This is a genomic window from Pseudomonas sp. ADAK7, assembly GCF_012935675.1.
Lineage (GTDB): Bacteria > Pseudomonadota > Gammaproteobacteria > Pseudomonadales > Pseudomonadaceae > Aquipseudomonas.
In genome coordinates this window covers 6,321,676-6,346,824 of record NZ_CP052861.1, presented here as the reverse complement: position 1 = coordinate 6,346,824, position 25,149 = coordinate 6,321,676, and the positions used below count along the sequence as shown (strand labels likewise).

25 protein-coding genes are annotated in these 25,149 nt (G+C 61.1%); 2 read left to right on the top strand and 23 right to left on the bottom strand.

The genetic code is table 11. The features are described from left to right. Nucleotide 1 precedes the first annotated feature (1 nt). The 8 genes from pabC to HKK53_RS29165 all read right to left on the bottom strand — a co-directional run bounded on the left by pabC (nucleotide 2) and on the right by HKK53_RS29165 (nucleotide 6,160). Nucleotides 2–817, bottom strand: coding sequence for an aminodeoxychorismate lyase (gene pabC / locus HKK53_RS29200; protein ID WP_169373618.1), 816 nt, complete (start codon nucleotides 815–817; stop codon nucleotides 2–4). After that, nucleotides 817–2,061 carry a beta-ketoacyl-ACP synthase II gene (gene fabF, locus HKK53_RS29195; RefSeq protein ID WP_054613861.1) on the bottom strand — a complete coding sequence of 415 codons (1,245 nt, stop codon included), beginning with the start codon at nucleotides 2,059–2,061 and terminating at the stop codon, nucleotides 817–819. The genes pabC and fabF overlap by 1 nt, the downstream gene beginning before the upstream one ends. A gap of 108 nt (nucleotides 2,062–2,169) precedes the next feature. Beyond that, nucleotides 2,170–2,406: an acyl carrier protein gene (acpP, locus tag HKK53_RS29190; protein ID WP_003442511.1), complete on the bottom strand. Its 237-nt coding sequence runs from the start codon at nucleotides 2,404–2,406 to the stop codon at nucleotides 2,170–2,172. A gap of 191 nt (nucleotides 2,407–2,597) precedes the next feature. Continuing rightward, entirely contained in the window at nucleotides 2,598–3,341 is a 744-nt protein-coding gene (gene fabG, locus HKK53_RS29185; RefSeq protein ID WP_169373617.1) for a 3-oxoacyl-ACP reductase FabG, read from the bottom strand. A gap of 16 nt (nucleotides 3,342–3,357) precedes the next feature. Continuing rightward, nucleotides 3,358–4,296: an ACP S-malonyltransferase gene (gene fabD / locus HKK53_RS29180; protein WP_169373616.1), complete on the bottom strand. Its 939-nt coding sequence runs from the start codon at nucleotides 4,294–4,296 to the stop codon at nucleotides 3,358–3,360. A gap of 125 nt (nucleotides 4,297–4,421) precedes the next feature. Then, complete coding sequence (gene plsX, locus HKK53_RS29175; protein ID WP_169373615.1) at nucleotides 4,422–5,432, bottom strand: phosphate acyltransferase PlsX; 1,011 nt, start codon at nucleotides 5,430–5,432, stop codon at nucleotides 4,422–4,424. A gap of 4 nt (nucleotides 5,433–5,436) precedes the next feature. Next, on the bottom strand, nucleotides 5,437–5,619 hold the full coding sequence (gene rpmF, locus HKK53_RS29170) for a 50S ribosomal protein L32 (RefSeq protein ID WP_008152339.1): 183 nt from the start codon (nucleotides 5,617–5,619) through the stop codon (nucleotides 5,437–5,439). A 13-nt stretch (nucleotides 5,620–5,632) separates the two neighbouring features. Further along, complete coding sequence (locus tag HKK53_RS29165) at nucleotides 5,633–6,160, bottom strand: YceD family protein (RefSeq protein ID WP_004371317.1); 528 nt, start codon at nucleotides 6,158–6,160, stop codon at nucleotides 5,633–5,635. 105 nt (nucleotides 6,161–6,265) lie between these two features. On the opposite strand from HKK53_RS29165, the gene HKK53_RS29160 reads away from it, so the two are divergent. Continuing rightward, a complete protein-coding gene (locus HKK53_RS29160) occupies nucleotides 6,266–6,844 on the top strand; it encodes a Maf family protein (protein WP_169373614.1) in 579 nt (192 codons plus the stop codon). 48 nt (nucleotides 6,845–6,892) lie between these two features. Here the strand turns inward: HKK53_RS29160 and sppA are convergent, their stop codons facing one another. The 3 genes from sppA to rluC are packed head-to-tail and all read right to left on the bottom strand — an operon-like array spanning nucleotide 6,893 to nucleotide 9,515. Next, nucleotides 6,893–7,882 (bottom strand): signal peptide peptidase SppA, encoded by a 990-nt coding sequence (gene sppA, locus HKK53_RS29155; RefSeq protein WP_169373613.1) that lies wholly within the window; start codon nucleotides 7,880–7,882, stop codon nucleotides 6,893–6,895. Between the two features lie 24 nt (nucleotides 7,883–7,906). After that, complete coding sequence (locus HKK53_RS29150) at nucleotides 7,907–8,566, bottom strand: HAD-IA family hydrolase (protein ID WP_169373612.1); 660 nt, start codon at nucleotides 8,564–8,566, stop codon at nucleotides 7,907–7,909. Beyond that, nucleotides 8,553–9,515, bottom strand: a complete 963-nt coding sequence (gene rluC, locus HKK53_RS29145) for a 23S rRNA pseudouridine(955/2504/2580) synthase RluC (protein ID WP_054051763.1) — start codon at nucleotides 9,513–9,515, stop codon at nucleotides 8,553–8,555. Before rluC ends, HKK53_RS29150 begins: the two co-directional genes overlap by 14 nt. A gap of 702 nt (nucleotides 9,516–10,217) precedes the next feature. Between rluC and rne the strand changes: the two genes are divergently transcribed. After that, a complete protein-coding gene (rne, locus tag HKK53_RS29140; RefSeq protein ID WP_169373611.1) occupies nucleotides 10,218–13,469 on the top strand; it encodes a ribonuclease E in 3,252 nt (1,083 codons plus the stop codon). 100 nt (nucleotides 13,470–13,569) lie between these two features. Here rne and HKK53_RS29135 read toward each other — a convergent pair whose 3' ends face one another. From HKK53_RS29135 to HKK53_RS29080, 12 genes are all read right to left on the bottom strand, one after another. After that, nucleotides 13,570–14,163: a nucleotidyltransferase family protein gene (locus tag HKK53_RS29135; RefSeq protein WP_169373610.1), complete on the bottom strand. Its 594-nt coding sequence runs from the start codon at nucleotides 14,161–14,163 to the stop codon at nucleotides 13,570–13,572. Next, complete coding sequence (locus tag HKK53_RS29130) at nucleotides 14,160–15,143, bottom strand: XdhC family protein (protein WP_169373609.1); 984 nt, start codon at nucleotides 15,141–15,143, stop codon at nucleotides 14,160–14,162. The genes HKK53_RS29135 and HKK53_RS29130 overlap by 4 nt, the downstream gene beginning before the upstream one ends. Next, entirely contained in the window at nucleotides 15,143–17,467 is a 2,325-nt protein-coding gene (locus HKK53_RS29125) for a xanthine dehydrogenase family protein molybdopterin-binding subunit (protein ID WP_169373608.1), read from the bottom strand. Before HKK53_RS29125 ends, HKK53_RS29130 begins: the two co-directional genes overlap by 1 nt. Beyond that, on the bottom strand, nucleotides 17,464–17,934 hold the full coding sequence (locus tag HKK53_RS29120; protein WP_169373607.1) for a (2Fe-2S)-binding protein: 471 nt from the start codon (nucleotides 17,932–17,934) through the stop codon (nucleotides 17,464–17,466). Before HKK53_RS29120 ends, HKK53_RS29125 begins: the two co-directional genes overlap by 4 nt. A 240-nt stretch (nucleotides 17,935–18,174) precedes the next feature. Continuing rightward, the gene (gene murB / locus HKK53_RS29115; RefSeq protein WP_169373606.1) at nucleotides 18,175–19,194 is read right to left on the bottom strand and encodes a UDP-N-acetylmuramate dehydrogenase; all 1,020 of its coding nucleotides are present in this window, start codon (nucleotides 19,192–19,194) and stop codon (nucleotides 18,175–18,177) included. Then, nucleotides 19,191–19,655 carry a low molecular weight protein-tyrosine-phosphatase gene (locus HKK53_RS29110; protein WP_169373605.1) on the bottom strand — a complete coding sequence of 155 codons (465 nt, stop codon included), beginning with the start codon at nucleotides 19,653–19,655 and terminating at the stop codon, nucleotides 19,191–19,193. Before HKK53_RS29110 ends, murB begins: the two co-directional genes overlap by 4 nt. Continuing rightward, a complete protein-coding gene (gene kdsB, locus HKK53_RS29105; protein WP_169373604.1) occupies nucleotides 19,655–20,419 on the bottom strand; it encodes a 3-deoxy-manno-octulosonate cytidylyltransferase in 765 nt (254 codons plus the stop codon). Before kdsB ends, HKK53_RS29110 begins: the two co-directional genes overlap by 1 nt. Next, the gene (locus HKK53_RS29100) at nucleotides 20,416–20,601 is read right to left on the bottom strand and encodes a Trm112 family protein (RefSeq protein ID WP_007945752.1); all 186 of its coding nucleotides are present in this window, start codon (nucleotides 20,599–20,601) and stop codon (nucleotides 20,416–20,418) included. Before HKK53_RS29100 ends, kdsB begins: the two co-directional genes overlap by 4 nt. Nucleotides 20,602–20,626: 25 nt before the next feature. Next, nucleotides 20,627–21,637: a tetraacyldisaccharide 4'-kinase gene (gene lpxK, locus HKK53_RS29095; RefSeq protein WP_169373603.1), complete on the bottom strand. Its 1,011-nt coding sequence runs from the start codon at nucleotides 21,635–21,637 to the stop codon at nucleotides 20,627–20,629. Further along, nucleotides 21,637–22,068, bottom strand: coding sequence for an ExbD/TolR family protein (locus tag HKK53_RS29090; protein ID WP_169373602.1), 432 nt, complete (start codon nucleotides 22,066–22,068; stop codon nucleotides 21,637–21,639). Before HKK53_RS29090 ends, lpxK begins: the two co-directional genes overlap by 1 nt. Continuing rightward, nucleotides 22,065–22,703, bottom strand: coding sequence for a MotA/TolQ/ExbB proton channel family protein (locus HKK53_RS29085; protein ID WP_169374308.1), 639 nt, complete (start codon nucleotides 22,701–22,703; stop codon nucleotides 22,065–22,067). The genes HKK53_RS29090 and HKK53_RS29085 overlap by 4 nt, the downstream gene beginning before the upstream one ends. An 86-nt stretch (nucleotides 22,704–22,789) precedes the next feature. Beyond that, entirely contained in the window at nucleotides 22,790–25,024 is a 2,235-nt protein-coding gene (locus tag HKK53_RS29080; protein WP_169373601.1) for a DNA internalization-related competence protein ComEC/Rec2, read from the bottom strand. Between the last annotated feature and the right edge of the window lie 125 nt (nucleotides 25,025–25,149).

Sequence of the window (25,149 nt, the reverse complement as noted above, 5' to 3'; positions counted from 1 at the left end):
ATCAAGCATCCAGTAGCGCGCGGGCAATGGTTTGGAGTTTACGGGTGAGCGGGCCAACCGACCAGCTCAGTGCTGCATAGGCGCGCACCGGCCAAACGCCATACACGCTGTTGCAGACGAAGACTTCATCAGCCCATTGCAGTTGATCGAGGCTGATGTCGGTGATTTGTGTGGGGATGCCCAATGACTCAGCCTGAAACAATAATTCGGCGCGCATCACGCCGGCTACGCCGCAGCGTTTGAGATCGGCGGTGATCAGCACTCCGTCGCGTACCAGGAACAGATTGCTGAAGACGCCTTCGATGACGCGACCGACCCGATCGAGCATCAGGCCTTCGGCATGCTCGGTGTCTTGCCATTCGGAACGGGCGATGACCTGTTCCAGGCGATTCAAATGCTTGAGCCCGGCGAGCAATGGTTGGTTGGACAGGCGTGTGGTGCAAGGGAACAGACGGACACCCTGCTCGCCATGGACGACAGGATAAGCCGCCGCAGGATTGCCTTGCAGAATGCGTCGGGCCTGGGCCGAGGGGTCGGGCGCATAACCGCGCAAACCGTCGCCACGGGTGAGGATGAGCTTGAGCACGCCCTCGCCCATGGCAGTGGCATAGGCCAGCAGCTCGCTGCGGACCAGCGCATGATCGGCAGTGATCGCCAGGCGTGAACAACCCTGCGCCAGACGCGACAGATGCCGGTCCAGCAACAACGGTTGCCCGCCTCGCACAGCGATGGTCTCGAACAGACCATCACCGTAAGCCAGGCCGCGATCCTTCAGCGACAAAGTGTCAGCCGGCTGACCGTCGACCCAGCTGTCCATCAGTCAGCGAACCGGCGGAACACCAGCGAGCCGTTGGTCCCGCCAAACCCGAAGGAGTTGGACAGCACCACATCGATATCCATGTTGCGCGCGGTGTGCGGCACAAAATCGAGGTCACAGCCTTCATCCGGCTCATCGAGGTTGATGGTTGGCGGTGCCACCTGGCTGTTGATCGCCAGCACACTGAAGATAGCTTCGACGGCGCCCGCCGCACCCAACAGGTGACCGGTCATGGACTTGGTCGAACTGACTGCCAGTTTGTAGGCGTGATCGCCAAACACCGACTTGATCGCACAGGCTTCGGCGAGGTCGCCGGCCGAGGTCGACGTACCGTGGGCGTTGATGTACTGGACCTGATCGCCATTGATCTTAGCATCGCGCAGGGCGTTGGTGATGCAACGTGCAGCACCGGCGCCATCGGCGGGAGGCGAAGTCATGTGGTAGGCATCGCCACTGGTGCCGAAGCCGATCAGCTCGGCGTAGATGGTCGCGCCGCGGGCCTTGGCGTGTTCCAGCTCTTCGAGCACCAAAGCACCGGCGCCGTCGGACAGGACGAAGCCGTCACGGCCCTTGTCCCATGGACGGCTGGCGCGGGTTGGCTCGTCGTTGCGGGTGGACAGGGCGCGGGAGGCACCGAAGCCGCCCATGCCCAAGCCGCAAGCAGCCATCTCGGCGCCGCCGGCAATCATCACGTCGGCTTCGTCGTACATGATGTTGCGTGCCGCCATGCCGATGCAGTGGGTACCGGTGGTACACGCAGTGGCGATGGCGTAGTTGGGTCCCTGTGCACCGAGGTGGATGGACAGGAAACCGGAAATCATATTGATGATCGAGCCAGGCACGAAGAACGGTGAAATTCGACGAGGGCCGGAATCATGCAGCGTGCGGCTGGTTTCTTCGATATTGGTCAGACCGCCAATACCCGAACCCATGGCCACGCCGATGCGCTCACGGTTGGCGTCAGTGACTTCCAGACCGGAATTGCGCACAGCCTGAAACCCTGCGGCCAGACCATACTGGATGAACAGATCGAGCTTGCGAGCTTCCTTGACCGACAGGTATTCCTCGACATTGAAGCCCTTGACCGAGCCGCCAAAGCGGGTGGAATAGGCAGAAAGGTCGGTGTGTTCGATCAGACCAATGCCACTGCGGCCAGCCAGAATGCCCTGCCAACTGCTCGGCACATCCGTGCCCAGTGGCGACAACATACCCATACCGGTGACTACGACGCGTCTACGCGACACAGCACTCTCCTTTTTCAAATGACGACTTTGCATCAGGCCTAAAGAAAAAACCGCACGCCGTGATGGCAGTGCGGTTTTTCCATGACAGCAAGCAGCGATTACAAGCTATTAAGCCTGATGGTTAGTAACGTAATCGATTGCAGCTTGTACAGTAGTGATCTTCTCAGCTTCTTCGTCAGGGATTTCGGTCTCGAATTCCTCTTCCAGAGCCATCACCAGCTCAACGGTGTCAAGGGAGTCGGCACCCAGGTCTTCAACGAAGGAAGCAGTGTTGACCACTTCTTCTTCTTTAACGCCCAGTTGCTCAGCAACGATTTTCTTGACGCGCTCTTCGATGGTGCTCATACCTTGTTTTCACTCCTAATGGACAAATTCAGGCAGCTGGCCAGTGGGTAAGTGTATAGAAAGACTTTTCAGTTTTTCAACTGAAAGCTTCACTCCTCAAACCCGACGACCCTCTGCCTATAAATAGATTGCAGCTTTATAACGGATTTTAGACAGCTCGTATGACATTTTTTTGAAGCAATCCGTCACATTTAACTCATGTACATCCCGCCGTTCACCGGGATTGTAGCCCCAGTAACGTAAGCCGCACCGTCGGATGCAAGAAAAGCGACCACAGACGCGATCTCTTGAGCTTGTCCCAGACGGCCCAGCGGAATCTGTGTCGCCAAGGATTCACGCTGCGCTTCAGGCAGTTCGCGGGTCATATCAGTATCGATGAACCCAGGGGCCACCGAGTTTACCGTAATCGAACGCGAACCGACTTCACGCGCCAGTGCGCGGCTGAAACCTTCCAGACCGGCCTTGGCGGCAGCGTAGTTTACTTGGCCTGCGTTGCCCATGGCACCCACAACCGAACCAATACTGATAATTCGTCCCCAACGGGCCTTGGTCATGCCGCGCAAAACCCCCTTGGACAGGCGGAACAGACTGTTCAGGTTGGTATCGATGACGTCGTTCCATTCGTCGTCTTTCATGCGCATCATCAGATTATCGCGGGTGATGCCAGCATTGTTGACCAGAATTGCCGGGGCGCCGAACTGCGCAGTGATGCTTGCCAGCACCGCAGCAACCGATTCGTCGCTGGTGACGTTCAGTTCCAGGCCAGTGCCTTGAATAGCGTTTTCTTTCAGGGTAGCCGCGATGCGCTCGGCACCCGAGGCGGAGGTCGCGGTGCCAATGACGATGGCGCCCTGACGACCCAATTCCAGGGCGATGGCCTGGCCGATACCGCGGCTCGCGCCGGTGACCAGTGCAACTTTACCTTGCAGACTCATGCAAGTTTCTCCTGATTCAGACCAGCGCCGCGCGAGCGGCAGCGAAAGCGTCTGGGGTATTGAGGTTGGATGTCGACACGCCTTCGGCGCAGCGTTTGTTCAGGCCGGCAAGCACCTTGCCCGGGCCACATTCGACCAGTTGGGTCGCGCCCTTGGCCGCCAGTGCCTGGACCGATTCGACCCAGCGCACAGGTTTGTAGAGCTGCTCAAGCAGATCGCGCTTGAGGGTCTCCAGATCGGCCGGCACATGGGCGCTGACGTTTTGCACCACCGGGATCTGTGGGGCCTGCCAGTCAATGGCAGCGATGGACTCGGCAAAGCGCTCGGCCGCCGGACGCATCAGCTCGCAGTGGGATGGCACGCTGACCGGCAACGGCATGGCGCGCTTGGCACCACGGGCCTTGCAGCCTTCGATGGCACGCTCGACTGCCGCCTTGGCACCGGCAATTACCACCTGGCCAGGGGAGTTGAAGTTGACCGCGCTGACCACTTCGCCTTGCGCCGCTTCGGCACAGGCTGCCAGCACATCAGCATCTTCCAGACCGAGGATAGCGGCCATGCCGCCCTGCCCGGCCGGAACGGCTTCCTGCATCAACTGGCCACGACGCTCGACCAGTTTCACCGCGTCGCCCAGGCTCAGGCTGCCCGCCGCCACCAAGGCGCTGTACTCACCCAGGCTGTGACCGGCCACGTAAGCCGGACGCGCGCCGCCTTCCGCCAGCCACAGACGCCACAGGGCGATCGAGGCGGTCAGAATGGCCGGCTGGGTTTTATCGGTTTGATTGAGTTGCTCTTCCGGCCCTTGCTGGGTCAGTGCCCACAGGTCGTAACCCAGAGCATCGGAAGCTTCTTTGAATGTTTCGAGGACCACTGGATGTTGCGCGCCCAACTCGGCCAGCATGCCGAGGGACTGCGAACCCTGTCCTGGAAAGACGAATGCGAGGGAAGCAGACATGTAACAAGCCCCTAATGATCTTGTCGTCGGAGAATTGACGCCCCGCTTGGGGGACGCAAGAAACTGACAGTTGGATGGCCAATTGAACTGAGCGGTCACATTTAAGCATTGTCCGACGAAAACGCCTAAGGCAACAAATCCTCCAGACGACCGTGCAGCCGCTGCGGGAGATTTTCCTGGATCTCGATCAGGGCACGCTGGATCGCACTCTGGAAACCCTGCACACCGGCCGAACCGTGGCTTTTCACCACAATCCCCTGCAAGCCGAGAAAGCTCGCACCGTTGTGCCGCGCCGGAGCCAGATCCGCCTGCAAGCGCTTCATCAGCGGCAGCGCCAAGGCACCGACCATTCGAGAGGCGACGCTTTTCTTGAACAAGGCTTCGATGCGCCCGGCGATCATGGTCGCCAAGCCTTCACTGGACTTGAGCAGGATATTGCCGACAAAACCGTCACACACCACCACGTCCGCCTCGCCACGGTACAAACCGTCACCTTCGACAAATCCGATGTAGTTGATGCCGCGAGCAGCCTGCAACAAAGTCGCCGCCAGCTTGACCTGCTGGTTGCCCTTGATGTCTTCGGTACCGATGTTCAGCAACGCCACCCGCGGGCGAACCACGCCGAGGGTTTCCGCCGCCACCGAGCCCATGATCGCGAACTGCAACAGGTGCTCGGCACTGCAATCGACGTTGGCACCGAGGTCGAGCAACTGGCAGTAGCCCTTCTGGGTCGGAATGGCCGCGATCATCGCCGGCCGATCAATGCCCGGCAAGGTCTTGAGCACAAACCGCGACAACGCCATCAACGCACCCGTATTGCCGGCGCTGACACAGGCCTGGACCTTGCCATCACGCAACAACTCAAGGGCCACGCGCATTGACGAATCAGGCTTGCCGCGCAAGGCCTGGGCAGGCTTTTCGTCCATGGCGATGACTTCGGACGCCGGCGTAATCGACAGGCGCGCGCGATCCACGGCCGATTGACCAGAGAGCAATTCTTCTAAAAGGGAGGGTTGACCGACGAGGGTCAGGTGCAGCGAGGGTGTAGCAGACAGGCAAGCAAGGCTGGCCTGAACAATGCTGCGGGGACCGAAGTCCCCGCCCATTGCGTCAATCGCGATGACTTGAGCAGACAAGTGATTACTCGTCAGCGCCCTTGTCGATCACTTTACGGCCACGGTATACGCCTTCTGGCGATACGTGGTGACGCAGGTGAATTTCACCGGTGGTTTTTTCTACAGACAGAGTGCTTGCCGTCAGGGCGTCGTGGGAACGACGCATGTCACGGGCAGAGCGGGATTTTTTGTTCTGCTGAACAGCCATAATTGATTAACTCCTAAACGTTTGGGTCACGCTTTAACTGCGCCAATACACTGAACGGGTTGGACCGCGTTACCTCGTCCTCGCTCGGTTCGGGCTCATCGAGACCCGCCGGCTGCTGGCATTCTTCCGGATGATGAGCAGGCACAATGGGCAAGGCGAGCAAAAGCTCCTCCTCGATCAGTGACTGCAGATCCAATGGATCTTCGCCCAGTTCCAGCACGTCATAACCTTTCGGCAACGACTGGGTATTCGCACCCTCCTTCACCACAGCATAACTGCATTCGCTATGGATCGGCAGGGTGACCAGCTCAAGACAACGCTGGCAAACCATTTTGACTTCGGTGTCGATAAAACTGTGGATTACCACAGACTTACGTTCATCTCGTTCAAAAACGAATTTAGCCTGCACCGTACCGACAGTGTCGGAAAGCGGGTCGCAGAGTCTCTCCAAATCGGCCAGCAGCAGTTCACCTTGAAGGGTGGTGCCACGATCAGCCAATTTGCGCGGGTCAACGTGAGGTGGAATCGGGTCATTCAACATAGGCGCAGCATTATAGGGATGCACCCAGCCATGTCAAAGGAAATTCAGCCCTGTCCGTCACTTGGAAGCCTCGCTAGAATTCGCCCCTGCCTTTTGGAGATGCGCATGCTGCCTTTATTACTCGCTTCAAGCTCGGTTTATCGCCGGGAATTGCTGGCCCGATTGCAGCTTGAGTTTACCTGCAGCTCGCCGGATATCGATGAAAGCCATCGTCCGGACGAGTCCGCAATTAATCTGGTCAAGCGCCTCGCAGAAGAGAAAGCCCGCGCACTGGCCGCCAGCCACCCTGCTCATCTGATCATCGGCTCCGATCAGGTTGCGGTGCTCGGCGAGCGTATTATCGGCAAACCCCATACTTTCGAAAAGGCCCGCGAACAATTGCTGGCCTCCAGCGGCGCCAGTGTGACCTTCCTGACTGGCCTGGCCCTGCTCAACAGCCAGACCGGCGACTGCCAGGTCGACTGCGTACCCTTCACCGTGCACATGCGCACGCTCGATCCTGCGCGCATTGAACGCTACTTGCGCGCAGAGCAGCCCTACGACTGCGCTGGCAGCTTCAAGGCTGAAGGTTTGGGGGTGAGCCTGTTTCAACGCACCGAAGGTCCTGACGCCACCAGCCTGATCGGCCTGCCGCTGATTCGCTTGATTGATATGTTGCTGGCCGAGGGCGTGCAAATCCCCTGAGCACAAAAAACCGGCCACGAAGGCCGGTTTTTTTATACCGCCGCAAATTCAGCGCAGCGATGGACCGTGAAACCCCATCCACATCGCCAATTGCTCGGCGACGCTGGCACCGAGCTTCTTCGAGAAACGATCAAACGTCGATTCCTGAATGGTGAAGTCCACCAACTCTTTCTCGCCGATCACATCACGGGCGACCGAACTGGCATTGCCCAGGCCATCGATCAAGCCCAGCGGCAGCGCCTGCTCACCCGACCAGACCAGCCCGGAGAACAATTCCGGATGCTCTTTGTCCTTGAGACGATCACCACGCCCTTTCTTCACACTGTTGATGAACTGCTGGTGCGTGGTATCGAGCACGCCCTGCCAGAACTGAGTTTCCTCAGGCTTCTGCGGCTGGAACGGGTCGAGGAACGACTTGTGCTCGCCAGAGGTGTAGGTGCGACGTTCGACGCCGAGCTTCTCCATGGTCCCGACAAAACCGTAGCCGGCTGCCGTCACACCAATGGAACCCACCAGGCTCGCCTTGTCGGCGTAGATCTGATCGGCCGCGCTGGCGATGTAATAAGCGCCGGAAGCGCCCAGATCCGAAATCACCGCATACACCTTGGTGTCAGGATGCAGACCACGCAGACGCTTGATTTCGTCGTACACGTAACCCGACTGCACCGGACTGCCGCCCGGGCTGTTGATGCGCAGGATTACGCCCTTGACCTTGGTGTCTTCAAAGGCTGCACGCAGACTGCCAACGATGTTGTCGGCGCTGGCAGATTCCTTGTCGGCAATCACGCCGTTGACGTCGATCAACGCCGTGTAGTTGGAACTGCGGGTCGCGCTTTTTTCCATGTCCATCAGCGGCGTAAACAACAGCAACGCCGCAAACAGGTACACAAAGGTCAGCAACTTGAAGAAAATCCCCCAGCGGCGTGAGCGGCGCTGTTCCTGCACACTGGCCAGCAAGGTCTTTTCCAGCAGCTTCCAGCTCTTCTCGTCACCGCCATCCGCGTCTGCCTTGGCAGGCGCTTTCCATTCGTCGGTCATGCCATCTACCCCAGCAAAAACGTATTAAACCTGACGGAGCCAGGCGTGCAATTCGGAAAAACGATCAATGGACAGCCGCGGCTCGAATAATTTCAGGGCCTCGATGGACTGGGCGCCGTAACTCACCGCGACCGAATCCATGCCGGCGTTGCGCGCCATTTGCAGGTCAAAGGACGAATCCCCGACCATCAGCGCCTGCTGCGCAGAAACGCCGCAATGGGCAAGGATCTCTTCCAGCATCAGAGGATGAGGCTTGCTGGCAGTTTCATCGGCGGCACGGGTGATGTCGAAATAGTCTTCCCAACCGTGAGCCTTGAGCACCCGATCCAGCCCGCGACGGGCCTTGCCGGTAGCGACCGCCAAGTGATAACCCTCATCGCGAAACGCCGCCATCGACTCAACAACGCCTTCGAACAGCGGCGAGGGCACGGCTTCCGCGGCGATGTAGTGATCGGCATAGTGCTGACGGAACGCTATCAGTTCGTCATCGCCAATTTCCGGGTACAAGGTGCGGATCGCCTCGGGCAAGCCCAGGCCGATGATGCCTTTGACGGCAAAGTCGTCGCACAATTGAAAACCGGAGCGCTCGGACGCGACATGCATCGCCTCGACAATCCGACCAATGGAATCGGCCAGCGTGCCGTCCCAATCAAAAATCAGCAGTTTGTAATCAGAGGGGTGCACTCAGGCGCTCCACGGTCTTGGCCCACATCTCATCCACCGGCGCCTGCAACTTCAGCTCGCCACCATCCGGCAACGGCACGGTCAGCATGTAGGCGTGGAGGAACAGGCGTTTACCGCCCAGGTCGCGAATTTCCTTACTGAAATCGTCATCACCGTACTTGGTGTCGCCGGCAATGCAGTGCCCGGCGTGCAAGGTGTGGACGCGAATCTGGTGGGTCCGGCCGGTGATCGGTTTGGCTTCGATCAGGGTGGCAAAGTCGCCGAAACGACGCAGGACCTTGAACACGGTCACCGACTCCTTGCCCTCCTCCTCGTCGACCTCGACCATGCGTTCGCCGGAGCGCAGATTGCTCTTGCCCAGCGATGCACGAACTTGCTTGATCGACGCTGCCCAGTTACCGCGGACCAACGCCATATAGCGTTTATCAACGCCATCGCCGCGCAATGCGGTGTGCAAGTGGCGCAACATGCTGCGCTTCTTGGCGATCATCAGCAGGCCGGAGGTGTCACGGTCGAGCCGGTGAACCAGCTCCAGTTCCTTGCAATCCGGACGCAACTGACGAAAGGCTTCAATCACGCCGTAGGTCAAGCCACTGCCGCCGTGAACCGCGATGCCGCAAGGCTTGTTGATCACGATCAGCGCCTTGTCCTCGAAGATAATCGAGGCTTCGAGGCGCTGGAGCAGGCCTTGTGCCAGCGGTACCGGCTCGTCGCGCTCAGGCACGCGAACCGGCGGCACGCGCACGATATCGCCCGCCTGCAGCTTGTATTCGGGCTTGATCCGGCCTTTGTTCACTCGCACTTCGCCTTTGCGCAAAATGCGGTAAATCAAGGTCTTGGGCACGCCTTTGAGCCGAGCGAGAAGGAAGTTATCAATACGTTGGCCGGCATATTCCGGCGAGACCTCCAGCAGTTGTACGGCTGGGGTCGAAGGGGCAGTAGTCGTCATGGCGCGGATGATAACAATTTTTTATGGAATTGAAGCACTTAATCATTGCTGCTATAGTCGCGAACGCCGCCAAAAGCGGCCTGGACAGCGGACTAACGGTCAAAAACCGGCCCTGACCAACGCAATTCACCAGGACGCGAGGCCGTCCTACGGGGCTTTCGCTACGTAACGGTGGAGTTTGCAGGTGTAACGAGCGCAGGTGACATGAGGCCTGAATCAAGCCGCAAAGCAGAGTTTTCACTCGCCTTGCTCGCCAATATTCATGGCCAGTTCACAAAGTGCAGTCAGCTGCGAATGACCCCGAGCGAACGCTTCGGAAACAACGCCTAAATTAGCCATGATGCGTGACCTCCCCTTTCGGAGCTCACGGTAAATGCCAACCCGCTGCGGATTCTGCGCGCGGCAGCACCCGAATTATCAGGGATACGTGTAGGGTGGAGATGCACAACCGCTGGACTGTGTAGCAATAGGCTTTATCAAGACGCTTCATCTCGTCCACAGCCGCTGGTTGATTCCTCCTCCTGACTGAGTGCTTAAGTAGCCACAGCAAGCAGGACGCGTACGTCGCGACGCCGACCCACATTGGTCGCCATCGCTAGACACTGGAGTGTCCAACCACACTCCTGACGCACCTGACACCGACCGTGAGAAGTCGTGTGTGCCGAACGCCGTTTCCGGCAGCCCGGAAACCGACGGTACTACATGAAAAGAATGCTGATTAACGCAACTCAACCCGAAGAGTTGCGTGTTGCACTGGTAGATGGCCAACGCCTCTACGACCTGGACATCGAATCCGGTGCACGCGAGCAGAAGAAGGCCAACATCTATAAAGGCCGGATTACTCGCATCGAACCAAGCCTTGAGGCTGCCTTTGTCGATTTCGGCTCCGAGCGCCACGGCTTCCTGCCCCTCAAAGAAATCTCCCGCGAATACTTCAAGAAAGCCCCCGAAGGCCGCGTCAACATCAAGGACGTCCTGACCGAAGGCCAGGAAGTCATCGTTCAGGTCGAAAAAGAAGAACGTGGCAACAAGGGCGCAGCCCTGACCACCTTCATCAGCCTGGCCGGTCGCTACCTCGTTCTGATGCCGAACAACCCGCGTGCCGGCGGTATCTCCCGCCGCATCGAAGGTGAAGAGCGCAACGAACTGCGTGAAGCCCTGAACGGCCTGGTTGCCCCGGCTGACATGGGTCTGATAGTGCGCACTGCCGGCCTTGGCCGCAGCAGCGAAGAAATGCAGTGGGACCTCGACTACCTGCTGCAACTGTGGACCGCTATCAAAGAAGCTTCGCTGGATCGCTCCGCGCCATTCCTGATCTATCAGGAAAGCAACGTGATCATCCGCGCCATCCGCGATTACCTGCGCCAGGACATCGGCGAAGTGCTGATCGACAGCGTTGAAGCCCAGGACGAAGCCCTGACCTTCATCCGCCAGGTGATGCCGCAGTACGCCAGCAAGATCAAGCTGTACGAAGACAGCGTTCCGCTGTTCAACCGTTTCCAGATCGAAAGCCAGATCGAGACCGCTTTCCAGCGCGTCGTCGAACTGCCTTCCGGCGGCTCCATCGTCATCGATCCGACCGAAGCCCTGGTGTCTATCGACATCAACTCGGCGCGCGCCACCAAAGGCAGCGACATCGAAGAAACCGCCCTGCAGACCAACCTTGAAGCCGCCGAAGAAATCGCCCGTCAGTTGCGCTTGCGCGACATCGGCGGCCTGATCGTCATCGACTTCATCGACATGACCCCTGCCAAGAACCAGCGCGCCGTGGAAGAGAAAGTCCGCGAATGCCTGGAAGCCGACCGCGCTCGCGTGCAAGTCGGTCGCATCTCGCGCTTCGGCCTGCTGGAAATGTCCCGTCAGCGCCTGCGTCCATCGCTGGGCGAAAGCAGCGGCATCGTTTGCCCGCGTTGCAACGGCACCGGCATCATCCGTGACGTTGAATCGCTGTCGCTGGCGATCCTGCGCCTGATCGAAGAAGAAGCCCTGAAAGATCGCACCGCCGAAGTTCGCGCCCAAGTGCCGATCCCGGTGGCCGCGTTCCTGCTCAACGAAAAACGCAACTCGATCACCAAGATCGAACTGCGCACCCGTGCCCGCATCGTCATTCTGCCGAACGATCATCTCGAAACGCCGCACTTCGAAGTTCAGCGTCTGCGCGATGACAGCCCGGAAGCCCACATCAACCAGTCCAGCTACGAAATCGCTGCTGCCGCTGCCGAAGTGGAAGAAGTCCAGCCAGCCGCTGCGACCCGCACCCTGGTTCGCCAGGAAGCCGCGGTCAAGACTGCGCCGGCCCGCGCCAACGCTCCGGTCCCGACCGAAGTCGTCGCTGCCGCGCCTGTTGCTGCACCGGTTGCCGTGCCAGAGCCAAGCCTGTTCAAAGGCCTGGTGAAGTCGCTGGTCAGCCTGTTCGCCACCAAGGAAGAGCCTGCTGCTCCGGTTGTGGTTGAAAAACCGGCTACCACCGAGCGTCCGGCCCGTAACGAAGAGCGTCGCAACGGTCGTCAACAGAGCCGCAACCGTAACGGTCGCCGCGATGAAGAACGCAAGCCTCGTGAGGAACGTGCACCGCGTGAAGAACGCGCACCACGTGAGCCACGCGAAGAGCGTCAGCCACGCGAAGCCCGTGAAGAGACCACCGCTCCGGTAGTTGCTCGCGAAGAACGCGCACCACGCGCCCCTCGTGAAGAACGTGCACCGCGCGCTCCACGTGAAGATCGCAAGCCACGTGGCGACCGCGAAGAGCGTCCGGTTCGTGAACTGCGTGAACCACTGGATGCCGCGCCTGCTGCGCCAGCCGCTGCCGCTGCCGTTGCTGCGACCGCTGAAGAGCGTCCGGCCCGTCAGCCACGTGAAGAACGCGCGCCACGCCCACCGCGTGAAGAGCGTCAACCACGTGCCGAGCAGGCTGTTGCTGCTGTCGCCGAAGAAGAGCTGTTGACCAACGAAGAGCAACAGGAAGAAGGTCAGGAAGGCGCCGAAGGCGATCGTCCACGCCGCCGTTCCCGTGGCCAGCGTCGTCGCAGCAACCGTCGCGAGCGTCAACGCGATGCCAACGGCAACGTGATCGAAGGTTCGGAAGAATCCGAGTCCGCCGAAGGTAGCGAAGCCAGCGAAACCAACGAAGCACCAAGCGCTGCCGATCTGGCCGCCGGCCTGGCGGTTACCGCAGCCGTTGCCAGCACCGTGATCAGCGCCCCGGCTGAAGCCCAGGCCAACGAGCAAGCCGAACGCGCCACCGCTGCCGTGCAGGAATCTGCGCCGGTAGAAGCGCCGGTCGTTGAAGCGACTACCCCGGTAGAAGCCACAGCCGCTCCGGAAGTTGAAGTAGCGCCGGTTCGCGAAGCACAGCCTGAAGTCCAGGCTGCCGCCGAGCCTGCTTTCGTTGCCGAACCAGTGGTTGTCGCGGAGCCGGTTGTCGAAACGGTCACCGAAGCCGTTCGCGAAGTGCGTGAAGAGCAAACCGCGTTCAACTGGGTTGCCGAGCCGGTAGCCGCCGAGCCAGTCGTCGAAGCGCCAGCGCCAGTCGCTGAAGCCCCGGTTGCTGAAGCGATGGTTTCCGAGCCAGTGGTTGTCGCCGCCGAGCCTGCTCCGGTCGTCGAAGCCCCTGTTGTAGCCGAAGTGGCTGCACCGGTGGTCGAAGCCGCTCCTGTCAGCGCCCTGACCGAAAATGGCCGTGCGCCGAACGACCCGCGTGAAGTGCGTCGCCGCAAGCGTGAAGCCGAGCGTCTGCAGAAAGAAGCCGAACAGGCTGCCGCTGCTGCTCCGGCCGTTGCCGAGCCGGCACCGGTTGTTGCTGAAGTCGTTGAGGCAGCTCCTGCCCCGGTCGCTGAAGCCGCTGCCGAATCGGTTGAATCCGCCATCGACGAAGCCCCGCGCTCCGTTCAGGACGCGGTACAGCAACACGAACAAGCCCTGGAAAAAGAGCACGAGCCTAAACCCCTCGTCTGATTCCATCGGCCACTAAAAAGCCCCGCCTGGTGATCCAGGCGGGGCTTTTTTTATGCTGATCGCCGATCGTTCCTAAGCTCCGCGTGGGAACGATCAACGATCAATGTGGGTAGATCAACTTCTCAGGCACATCCACATCCCACAACACCCCGGGATCATCCACCGCCACTTCAACCATCCGCGCCTGCGCGAATAATGGCTTGGCGCCGCGATCCCCCGCCAACGTCATCAGGTTCGGACCAAAGCTGCGGCCAAAACCCACTGGATGCCCGAACTCACCCTCGTGCACCGGCACACTAATGCAATTGTCGGCAATCCCCGCCACCACCCGCTCAATACTCGACGGCAGGATAAACGGCATATCCCCCAGCACAATCAGCCAGCCACCGAGCTGCGCACAGGCTGCCACCCCGGCAGCAATGCTGTCGCCCATGCCGGTGGACTCGATCAGTACAATCTCGTAGCCATAGGCCTGGGCCATGCGAATCACTTGTGGGCGATCGGCCGTGGTCACCAGCACGCGGTTCTCAAGATCGGCAGGCAGATTCAACAGCGTCTGCTCGATCACCGAACGCACGGCACCGTCGCGCCCGGTGCAGTCGGCCAGCAATTTGTCTTTTTCGACACCGGCAACCTGTCGAAACCGACTGCCCTGCCCCGCTGCCAGCACGATGACACCGATGGGCTCGCTCATACGTCCTCCCGCAACGGCTTCTTCTGCTTAAGTTCGACGCCGTTCTTGATCGCTACAATTTCGGCCAGCAGCGACAAGGCGATTTCCGCCGGGGTATGGCTGCCGATGTGCAGGCCGATCGGGCCGTGCAGCCGCTCGATGGCCTGTTCTGACAAGCCTAGCTGAGCCAGGTTGTCCCGACGTTTCAGGCTGTTGACCCGCGACCCCAACGCCCCCACGTAGAACGCCTTGGAATCTAGCGCTGTGAGCAGCGCCATGTCGTCCAGCCGTGGATCGTGGGTCAGGGCAACAATCGCGGTGCGTTCATCGGTCTGGATGGTCAGCACGGCTTCGTCGGGCATTCCCGGTACGAAGCGGCCGTGCTGTTCTTCCCAGCCGTAGACGAACTCGGTGCGCGGATCGCAGATCAGTACTTCGAAATCCAGTAGCCGGGCCATTTCCGCGACATAGCGCGACAGTTGCCCGGCGCCGATCAGCAACAAACGCCAGCGTGGGCCGTAAATCGCGCGCAAGGTGCTGCCGTCAAAACTCAGCACATCGGTCTTGTTTGCCGATTGCAACACCACTTTACCGGTCGCCAGGTCCAGCGACCGCGCGACAATTTCATGGGCTTCGCAACGGGCCAGCAACTCGGCGACCCATGCCGGATCGTCGACGCGTTCCTCGGTCAGACGCAACGTGCCGCCGCAGGGCAAACCAAACCGCGCCGCCTCCTCACGGGTGACGCCATAGGTGATCAACTGCACGGGCGGCCCGTCGGCCGGGATGCGGCCGTCATGCAGCCGCGCGATCAGATCATCCTCGACACAACCGCCCGACACCGAGCCGATCACCACGCCGTCTTCACGCAAAGCGAGCATGGCGCCAGGCGCCCGGGGCGCCGTGCCCCAGGTCTGGACCACGCTGTACAACACCACTCGCTGACCGGCGCGGCGCCATTCGAGCACGCTGCGCAGGACGTTCAGATCGACGCTGTCCATCAGGCGTCAGCCTTCTGCCAACCCTGCAGCTGATAACGAACCGGCAGGTTGCGGATGCGTTTGCCGGTGGCGGCAAAGATCGCGTTGCACAGCGCCGGCGCAATCGGTGGCACGCCCGGTTCACCGACCCCGCCCAACGGCACTTCGCCCGGTGGCGTGACCAGATGCACGGCGACTTCCTTCGGCGCCAGGGACATGCGCGCCACTTCGTACATGTGGAAATTGTCCTGCTGGACCTTGCCGTCCTTGAAGCTGATTTCGCCGAGTACCGCGTTGCCCAGGCCCATGACGCAGGCGCCTTCGAACTGCGAGCGAATCCGCTCGGGGTTGATCTGCGGACCGCAATCCACGGCGATGTCTGCCTTGTGCACGATCAAGGTGCCGTCGTCTTTGACTTCAACTTCAATCACCGCCGCGACATAGGTGACGAAGCTGTAATGCACCGCCAACCCCAGGCCTCGGCCCTTGGGCAGCGTGCGTCCCCAACCGGCAGCCTTGGCGGCGGTTTCCAGCACCGTGCGCATGCGGGCGGTGTCGATCGGATAACGCTCGGGGGATTCGCCGTAGTTCCACTCTTCACTCAAGGTGCGCGGATCGATCTGACGGTCCGGGCCGAGCAATTTGATCTGGTACTTCAGCGGATCTTGCTTGGCCTTGTGGGCCAATTCGTCGACGAAGGTTTGAATCGCGAAGCCGTGGGGGATGTTCGACACCGAGCGATACCAGCCGACCCGGGTGTGCACCGCCGCTTCCGGGTTTTCCAGGCGCACGTTGGGAATCGCGTACGCCATGTTGGTGAAGCCCATGCCCAACTCGAACGCCGCCTCGTGATTCATGCCCGGCGCGAACAGCGCGGTGATGCTCGGCGCCACGGTGCGGTGCAACCAGCCTGACGGCATGCCGTCCTTATCGAGGCTGGCCTTCAGGTATTCGGCGGATACGGTGTGGAAATAGGAACAATGGATGTCGTCTTCACGGGTCCATTGCACCCGCACCGCTTTGCCGGGGAATTCCTTGGCCAGGATCGCTGCTTCAATGACGAAGTCCGGTTTGGATTTACGCCCGAACCCACCACCGAGCAAGGTGACGTTAAAGGTGACGTTATCGAACGGCAGGCCGAGGCGTTCGCCGATCCGCTCGCGGGTGACTTGTGGCGCCTGGCTTGGGGCCCAGGCTTCGCATACCCCGTCCTTGAAACGGGCGATGGCGACCATCGGTTCCATCGGCGCCTGCGCCAGGTGCGGCAAATAGTAGGACGCTTCGAGGGTGCTGTTGCCTGCGCTGGCCAAGGCCTTGTCGATGTCGCCGGTATTGCGCACCACTTTGCCCGGTTTGAGCGAAGCGGCTTCCAGTTCCTTGCGATAGGCGATCGAGTCGTAACTGGCATTGGGGCCGTCGTCCCACTCGATCTTCAGCGCTTCGCGACCCTTGATCGCAGCCCAGGTATTGCTCGCCACCACGGCCACGCCGCCCAATGGCTGGAACTCCGACGGCAGCGGACGACTTTCGATCTGCAACACCTTGATCACACCGGGGACCTTCAGCGCCGCACTGTCATCCACGGACTTGACCTTGCCGCCATACACCGCAGGACGGGCGATGGTCGCGTAGAGCATGCCGTCGAAATGCACATCGGCGCCGTAGATGGCGCGACCGTTGACGATGTCGGCACCGTCGATGGCGCGCACGCCTTCTTTGCCGATGTAGCGAAATTCCGACGGCTGCTTGAGTCGCAGGCTGTCACGGGCCGGCACCGCCAGCGCACCGGCCGCGGCGGCCAACTCGCCGTAACCGAGTTCGCGTTTAGTGGGTTGGTGAATGACCTTGTGCAGTTGTGCGTGGCATTCGCCGACCGGGACTTTCCATTGGTCGGCGGCGGCCTGTTCCAGCATGGTCCGCGCGGCAGCACCGCAGCGACGCATTGGTTCGAACCAGTGGCGCATGCTGCGCGAGCCGTCGGTGTCCTGGTTGCCGAAGCGCACCTCGTCACCCGGCGCCTGTTGCACCTTGACCAGTGCCCAATCGGCGTCCAGCTCGTCGGCCACCACCATGCTCAGGCTGGTGCGCACGCCCTGGCCCATTTCCGAACGGTTGCAGACCACGGTTACCGTGCCATCGGCGGCGATGCTGACGTAGACCTTCGGATCATCGATCCAGCCGTTGGGCATGCCGTCAGCGCCGAATTTCTTCGGTTTGTCTTCGGCAAACGCATCCTGCCAGCCCCAACTGGCGGCGAGTACCAAGGCACTGGTGGCGCCAACGCCTTTGAGAAAGCCGCGACGGCTGAGGTTGCTCAGGGCGAAATCATTCGGGAGCTGGCTCATGCCTTGGCCTCCTTCAGATGAGTGGACGCCTGACGGATGGCGGTCTTGATCCGGTTGTAGGTGCCGCAGCGGCAAATATTGCCGACCATCGCTTCTTCGATTTGCTCGTCGCTCGGGTTGGGATTGGTCTTGAGCAATGCCGTGGCGGACATGATCTGCCCGCCCTGGCAGAAACCGCACTGGGCCACGGCCGTGTCGAGCCAGGCTTGCTGGACGATTTGCCCGACCGGATCGGCGTGCAGGTTGTCGATAGTGCTGACGTTCTGGCCAACCACCGAGCCAATCGGCGTGATGCAACTGCGCGCCGGCAAACCGTCGATATGGATGGTGCAGGCACCGCACAGGCCCATTCCGCAGCCGAATTTGGTGCCGTTGTAACCGGCGACATCGCGGATAGCCCAAAGCAGCGGCATATCCTCGGTCACATCGAGTGGATGGTCTTGGCCATTAAGTTTCAGGGTAATCATGGGCACGCCCGCATAGGTCAGGGTTATGGGGTCGAGCAATCTGCCGCCGGGGGTTGGCGGGGGGTCACGCAGATCGGCTCAGGCTAATGGGCTCTCTTACGCAGACGACAGCGTCTGCATCGGGCCTTTGGTGGAGCAAATGCTTGCATCGTTAGGGGGCTAAGTTAACCCAGCATTAACAAAAAAGCCCTGCACATTTGAAGTGTGCAGGGCTTCGAAGTCGATCCTGAAAGCGTAGCCTCAATAGCGATTGGGCTCCATTTCCAGCTCAACGCTGAAGCGTTGCGAAATGTCTGCCTGGATCCGTTGCGCCAGCGCCAGCAGTTGCAGACCGGTCGCGCCGCCGTAGTTGACCAGCACCAGCGCCTGCAATTTATGCACACCAGCATCCGCGTCACGGAAACCTTTCCAGCCGGCCTTCTCGATCAGCCAGCCCGCCGCCAGTTTCATCTGCCCGTCCGGTTGCGCATAGGCCACCAGGTCCGGGTATTCAAGCTTGAGCCGGGTCACCAGCGCCGCTGGCACCAACGGATTCTTGAAGAAACTGCCGGCATTGCCGAGCACAGCCGGGTCCGGGAGTTTTTCGCTGCGGATGCTGCAAATTGCCTGGCTGACATCGGTCGGCGTCGGCTGATCGATGCCCTGCTCGGTCAGGCGCTGACGCACCGGACCGTATTCCAGATGCAAATGCGCGGTGCGGTTCAGGGTGAACCGGACCCGCAGGATCAACCAACGTCCCGGCTGCTGTTTGAACAGGCTGTCGCGGTAGGCGAAGTTGCATTCTTCCAGCGTGAAGTCGCGCAGTTCGCCGGTCTGACGATCCAGCGCGGTGAGGCCGGCGAACACGTCCTTGATCTCGACGCCGTAAGCGCCGATGTTCTGCATCGGTGCCGCGCCGACAGTGCCGGGGATCAGGCTGAGGTTTTCCAGCCCCGACAAGCCCTGGGCCAAGGTGTGTTGCACAAACGGATGCCAAGGCTCGCCGGCCTCGGCTTCGATCACCACCTGGCTGCCGTCATCGTTGAGTACGCGAATGCCACGGGTGGCCATGCGCAACACCAAGGCCTGGATATCGGCGGTCAGCAGCAAGTTGCTGCCGCCGCCAATCACCAACAACGGCACGTCATGCGCCACGGCATAGGCCAGCGCTTCACGCACTTCGGCATCGCTGTGGGCTTCGGCAAATAGCTGAGCCCGGACATCCACGCCAAAACTGTTGAACGGTTTGAGCGAAACCTGGGGTTGGACCTGCAAACTCATAAGCGTCCCTTCAGCTCGATCACCAGCAGATCACTGGCGCGCTCGATCAAATCCAATACTTGCTCGAAGCCTTGGTCGCCGTCGTAGTACGGGTCCGGCACTTCGTCGATTTCAGAGGCATAGCGACGCAGGAATAGATCCAGCTCAGCCTTGCCCTTGGCCGGTTGCAGGGCCTTGAGGTTGCGCAGATTGCTGTTGTCCATCGCCAGGATCAGGTCGTAAGTGGCGAAATCCGCACGACTGACTTGCTGCGCACGCTGGGCTGAAAGGTCATAACCACGCAACTTGGCCGCAGCCTGGCTGCGTTTGTCCGGGGCCTTGCCGACGTGCCAGTCGCCAGTGCCGGCGGAAGCCACTTCGATTTGCCCGGCCAGCCCGGCCTCACGCAGTTTGTGCCGCAGCACGCCTTCGGCCGTGGGCGAACGGCAAATATTGCCCAGGCAGACGAACAGAACCCGCATCAGGCCTCCAGCAGGCGACGAACGCGCTCAAGGTCTTCGACGGTGTCGACACCGTGGGGCGGTGCGATCAGCGCGTCGGCGACGTGAATCCGCACGCCGTGCCACAGGGCGCGCAGTTGTTCCAGTGATTCGGTGTTTTCCAGCCAGCACGGGCCCCAACTGACGAAGTCATGCAGGAAACCGGCGCGGTAGGCATAGATGCCGATGTGGCGGCGATACGGCACGCCTTCCGGCAACTGATCGCGGCTCTTGGCCAATGCGTCCCGAGCCCACGGCAAGGTGGCACGACTGAAGGTCAGCGCCAGGCCATTGAGGTCGCTGACGACTTTGACCACGTTGGGATTGAACAGGCTTTCCACGTCTTCGATCGGCTCGGCCAGGGTGGCCATGCGCGCTTCGGTGTGGGCCGCGAGGTTGGCGGCGACCTGATCGATCACGCTTGGCGGGATCAGCGGTTCGTCGCCCTGAACGTTGACCACGATGGCGTCGGGCACCAGGCCCAGTTTCGTCGCAACTTCGGCCAGACGGTCAGTGCCAGAGTTGTGGTCTTCGCGGGTCAGCACCACTTCGGCGCCAAACCCCTTGCAGGCCTCGACGATGCGCGCATCGTCCGTGGCAACCACCACGCGCTCGGCGCTGCTTTTGCTCGCCTGTTCCCAGACGTGCTGGATCATCGGCTTGCCGGCGATCAGCAGCAGCGGTTTGCCCGGCAAACGGGTGGAGGCGTAACGCGAGGGAATGACAACGGTAAAGGCTGTGGTCATTTATCCAGGCGCTCGTCGGTGGTCAGGGTGCGGGCTTCGGTTTCGAGCATCACCGGGATGCCATCGCGAATCGGGTACGCCAGGCCGGCGCCCTTGCTGATCAGCTCGGTCTTGTCGGCGCTGAGCTTGAGCGGGCCTTTGCAGACCGGGCAAGCGAGGATGTCGAGCAATTTGGTGTCCATGAACATTCCCTGGATAAAAACGGTTTTAAGGCAAAAGACGAGCCGGCAACAGGCGCATCAGCTGCGTATCGAACCAGGCCACGAAGGCCGGCGATGGTGCAGCATCGACCGCCAGGTACCACCAATCGGCGGCGGCAAAGGCACGGCACTTCACCGCATCCTTTTCGGTCATCACCAACGGCAATGACGGTGTGAAATTCAAGGCCTGCACGCTGTACTCGGCGTGGTCGGCAAAGGCATGGGGTATTGGCTGCCAGTGTAGCGTTTCGAGGGTGTTGAAGAAACGCTGGGGATTGCCGATCCCGGCCACGGCGTGCAGTGCCTGGCCTTGTGGGAAGTGATCCAGTGGCTTGCGTTCGCCGGTTTTCAGATTGATCAGCGCCGTGGGTTGCAGCTGGAAGGCAAAACCGTCGTCGCGATCGGTGGCGGCGCCGTTGTAGAGGACGGCGTCGACGCTTTGCAGACGCTCGATCGGTTCGCGCAATGGGCCAGCGGGCAGGCAGCGCTTATTGCCCAGGCCCCGGGCGGCGTCGATCAGCACCAGTTCCAGGTCGCGGGCCAACCGATAATGCTGCATGCCGTCGTCGGACAGGATCAGGTCAAGCGGTTCGCTGGCGAACAAGGCTTTGACGGCGCTGCTGCGATCCGGGTCGATCATCAACGGCACGCCGGTACGTTGGACGATCAACAGTGGCTCGTCGCCGGCGATGTCGGCGCCTTGATCGGCCTCGACCCGCCACGGCAATTGCGGCGGTTTGGCGCCGTAACCACGGCTGACCACACCAACGCGCAAACCCTGGCGCTGGCAATGCTCGATCATCCACAGAATCAGCGGCGTCTTGCCCGTACCGCCCACCGTGATGTTGCCGACCACAATCAGCGGCACTGGTGGCTGGTAAATCTCACCCTCGCCCGCCAGGAAACGCTGGCGCTTGCCAACGACCACGCGCCGATACAGCCATTCCAGCGGCTGCAACAGCTTCAGGGCGGGATGACCGGCGTACCACGCGGCGAGCAAACGATCGGACATGGCCATCAGGGAGCGGGCGGCGCCGCCTCGACCGTGGTCATGCGCAGGTGGCTGAAACCGAGCTTGCCGGCCGCGTCCATGGCGGTGATGACGGACTGATGCTGGGTCTTGCCGTCGGCGCTGATGGACAGCGGCAAGTTGGTGTCGCCGTTGGATTCTTTCTGCAAGGCATCCATCAGGCTGGCCAGGTCATTCTTCGGCAACAACTGATTGTTGACCGAAAACACGCCCTCGGCGCTGATGGCGACATCCAGTTGCTTGACCTGCTGGTCTTCAGCCGGCGAGCCGCTGACCGCTTCCGGCAGTTCGACGCGCAACTGGGTTTCCCGGGTAAAAGTGGTGGTCACCACGAAAAACAGCAGCAGGACAAACACCACGTCGATCAGCGACACGAGATTGATGTCTATGTTTTCCCGTTGCTTGCGGCGGAATTTCACGCTTTTTTGCCCTCGGACAGGTCCACGTCACGGTCGCCCTGTACCACCTCAACCAGCTTGATAGCTTCCTGCTCCATCCCCACCACCAGTTCATCGATCCGGCGTTGCAGGAAGCGGTGGAAGAATACCGACGGGATACCGACGATCAGGCCCGAAGCCGTGGTGATCAAGGCTTTGGAAATACCGCCGGCCAACACTGCGGCGTTGGTGGTCATGCCCGTGCCCATGAACGAGCTGAAGATATCGATCATGCCCAGCACCGTCCCGAGCAACCCGAGCAACGGGGCCATGGCGGCGATGGTGCCCAGCGCATTGATGTAGCGCTCCAGCTCGTGGATAACCCGGGCGGCGGCTTCTTCGATGCACTCTTTCATGATCTCGCGACCATGCTTGGAGTTGGCCAGGCCGGCGGCGAGGATTTCGCCCAACGGCGAGTCGGCGCGCAGTTCCTTGAGCTTTTCTTTATTGAGTTGTTTGTCTTTGATCCAGACCCAGACCTGCCCGAGCAAATGCTCCGGGGTCACACGGCTGGCGCGCAGGGTCCACAGGCGTTCGGCAACGATTGCCATGGCTACGATGGAACTCAGAATGATCGGCAGCATCATCCAGCCGCCGGATTTGACCAATTCCCACACAGTGACAGTCCCCTCGAAAAAGTGCGCCACTCTAACATAGGGGGTCGGCGCACCGAAGACCGGGATGTCGCATCCCGTCTGGCAGGTCATTTGTCCGCCGCCGGCGCATCGCGCCAGAAGCGCCGTTGTTGACGCATCGTCCGCGGTGGCTCGAAGCTTCCCAGCAGTAGACGGACGGCACCGTGCTCGGCGCTGTCGTAGATGCGCAGGCCACGCTTGCGATAACGCGCCATCACCGTGGGATGGGGGTGGCCGAAGGAATTGCCGTGGCCGCGGGAGATCAGCACGGCTTTGGGTTGCAACGCGGTGAGCAGCAGCATGGATGAGGAACTGCGGCTGCCGTGGTGCGGCGCTGTCAACCAATCGGTGGGCTGCGCCAAAGGGCTGTCCAGCAGTGCGCGTTCGGCGTGTATGTCGATATCGCCGGTCAGCAGCAAGCGTTCGCCGTTGGCTTCGATCTGCAGGACACAGGACTTTTGATTGCTTTCGCTGGCCGAGGACCATTGCCAGAGCTGGAACGTCACGCCATCCCAGCCCCATTGCCGACCGCTCTCGCAGCCTTCGGCGTGTAATTCGACGGGCAGCGCCAGCGGATCGCCGCTGATCACTCGCGCCACCGGCAACCCCTCATTGATTGCACGAGCCCCGCCAGCATGGTCGGCGTCGGCGTGACTGATCAGCATCAGGTCGAGGCCGTTTATGCCCAGTTTGCGTAATGACGGCAGGACCACTCGCTCGCCAAGATCGAAATCACCGAAGCGCGGGCCGGCGTCATACAGCAGCGTGTGTTGGCGAGTGCGCACCAGGATCGCCAAGCCCTGGCCGACGTCCAGTTGCCAGATCTCGGCCAGGCCTTCGGGCACTTCGTCGCGCGGCGGGAAGACCAGCAGCAACAGCATTGGCCAACCTAATGGGCGCAACGGCACGCCTCGCGGCATCAATAATAGACAGGCGCCCAATACGCCGATGGCTCCGACCCACAATGGCACCGCCACCGGCACCCACGCGGGGAACGGATTCGCCATCAGCGCCAGCCCCTTGAACAGCAAGTCGATCAGACCGCCCGCCAGCCACAGCAACCCTTCCCCTACGTAAGGCACCGGCAACAGCACTGTCCCGACCAAGGCTGGAGGCAATACCAGCAGACTGATCCACGGTACCGCCAGCAGATTGACCAGCGGCCCGCTGACACTGACCGGCAACCCCAACATCAGCAGCAGCGGGCCTAGACCGATAGCGATCAGCCATTGGGCGCGGGTCCAGGTTTGCCACCAGCGCCACGGACCCAGTCGACCGCCGAAGGTGAAAATCAGCACCGCTACAGCAGCAAAGGACAACCAGAAACCCGGTTGCAGACTCGCCAGCGGGTCCAGCAGCAACACGCCATCAAACGCCAGCAACAGCGGCCACCACGCCCCCAGATGACGAAAGCGCAGGCGCCACAACAGCACCAGGGCGATCATCACGCAGGCCCGCCGCACCGGCACTTCGAAACCGGCCAGCAGCCCATAACCGAGGGCTGCCGCGAACGCCAGGCCACATGCCCACGGCAGCCAGGGCCAACGTCTCGGCCACAGGCCATAACGGGCCAGCCCGGCGATCAGCAGGTACACCGAGCCTGCCAGCAAACCGATGTGCTGCCCGGAAATCACCAACAGGTGCACGGTGCCGGTGTCTTGCAACACCTGCCAGTCGTCGCGGCTCAACCCGGCGCCATCGCCCAGCACCAACGCCGCCAATGCCCCGGCTCGCCCTTGGGCATCGACACTGAGCAAACGCTGGCGGATGCCGTCGCGCCAGGCCCAGCGGGCGGGTGAAAGGCGCCGGCCATCCTTCACCGTGCCGGTGGCGCCGATGCCCTGGGCCAGCAGCCAGGCGTCGTAATCGAAGGCATGGGGATTGATCAGCCCGGTCGGGCGCTTCAACTTCACCGCCAGGCGCCAGCGCTCGCCGCTGTTGACCGGCGGTCCGCCGTACCAGGCCAGGCGCATCAGCGACGGCACCGCCCCGTGTCGCGAACGCGCATCCGTCAATTCGAAACGCACCACTGTCTCGTTGTTTTGCGGCAAACCGCTGACCCGGCCTTCCACCCAGCGGGTTTCGCCGTCCAGGCCTGCCGATAGCCGATCATCCAGTGCCGACTGCGCACTCCCGCCGGCCCAACTGAAGCCGAACAGGAAAAACGCCAGCGGATAAGTGCGAAACGGCAGCAGCATCAAACCCACCACCGGCAGCAACAGCCATAACCAGACCGGCGGTAATGCCGGTAAAAAACGCAGCGCCAACAACCCGAGCGCCAGCGCTACCATCCCTGTGCGCATAAGCCCGTCCTTGAGAGTCCCCTTCCAAGGCATAGTCGAGGCGGCGCACGGGCGCGGTTATCAATTGTCACAAAGTCTGAATGGGCGGCTAATAGAATCCAGACATACTTGCCGCCTGAACCGAC

Bases quoted from the DNA above. Each gene is read 5' to 3' on its own strand.
- pabC (WP_169373618.1), bottom strand. From the start codon at position 817: ATGGACAGCTGGGTCGACGGTCAGCCGGCTGACACTTTGTCGCTGAAG.
- acpP (WP_003442511.1), bottom strand. From the start codon at position 2,406: ATGAGCACCATCGAAGAGCGCGTCAAGAAAATCGTTGCTGAGCAACTG.
- fabG (WP_169373617.1), bottom strand. From the start codon at position 3,341: ATGAGTCTGCAAGGTAAAGTTGCACTGGTCACCGGCGCGAGCCGCGGT.
- fabD (WP_169373616.1), bottom strand. From the start codon at position 4,296: ATGTCTGCTTCCCTCGCATTCGTCTTTCCAGGACAGGGTTCGCAGTCC.
- rpmF (WP_008152339.1), bottom strand. From the start codon at position 5,619: ATGGCTGTTCAGCAGAACAAAAAATCCCGCTCTGCCCGTGACATGCGT.
- HKK53_RS29165 (WP_004371317.1), bottom strand. From the start codon at position 6,160: ATGTTGAATGACCCGATTCCACCTCACGTTGACCCGCGCAAATTGGCT.
- HKK53_RS29160 (WP_169373614.1), top strand. From the start codon at position 6,266: ATGCTGCCTTTATTACTCGCTTCAAGCTCGGTTTATCGCCGGGAATTG.
- sppA (WP_169373613.1), bottom strand. From the start codon at position 7,882: ATGACCGACGAATGGAAAGCGCCTGCCAAGGCAGACGCGGATGGCGGT.
- rluC (WP_054051763.1), bottom strand. From the start codon at position 9,515: ATGACGACTACTGCCCCTTCGACCCCAGCCGTACAACTGCTGGAGGTC.
- rne (WP_169373611.1), top strand. From the start codon at position 10,218: ATGAAAAGAATGCTGATTAACGCAACTCAACCCGAAGAGTTGCGTGTT.
- HKK53_RS29135 (WP_169373610.1), bottom strand. From the start codon at position 14,163: ATGAGCGAGCCCATCGGTGTCATCGTGCTGGCAGCGGGGCAGGGCAGT.
- HKK53_RS29130 (WP_169373609.1), bottom strand. From the start codon at position 15,143: ATGGACAGCGTCGATCTGAACGTCCTGCGCAGCGTGCTCGAATGGCGC.
- HKK53_RS29125 (WP_169373608.1), bottom strand. From the start codon at position 17,467: ATGAGCCAGCTCCCGAATGATTTCGCCCTGAGCAACCTCAGCCGTCGC.
- HKK53_RS29120 (WP_169373607.1), bottom strand. From the start codon at position 17,934: ATGATTACCCTGAAACTTAATGGCCAAGACCATCCACTCGATGTGACC.
- murB (WP_169373606.1), bottom strand. From the start codon at position 19,194: ATGAGTTTGCAGGTCCAACCCCAGGTTTCGCTCAAACCGTTCAACAGT.
- HKK53_RS29110 (WP_169373605.1), bottom strand. From the start codon at position 19,655: ATGCGGGTTCTGTTCGTCTGCCTGGGCAATATTTGCCGTTCGCCCACG.
- kdsB (WP_169373604.1), bottom strand. From the start codon at position 20,419: ATGACCACAGCCTTTACCGTTGTCATTCCCTCGCGTTACGCCTCCACC.
- HKK53_RS29100 (WP_007945752.1), bottom strand. From the start codon at position 20,601: ATGGACACCAAATTGCTCGACATCCTCGCTTGCCCGGTCTGCAAAGGC.
- lpxK (WP_169373603.1), bottom strand. From the start codon at position 21,637: ATGGCCATGTCCGATCGTTTGCTCGCCGCGTGGTACGCCGGTCATCCC.
- HKK53_RS29080 (WP_169373601.1), bottom strand. From the start codon at position 25,024: ATGCGCACAGGGATGGTAGCGCTGGCGCTCGGGTTGTTGGCGCTGCGT.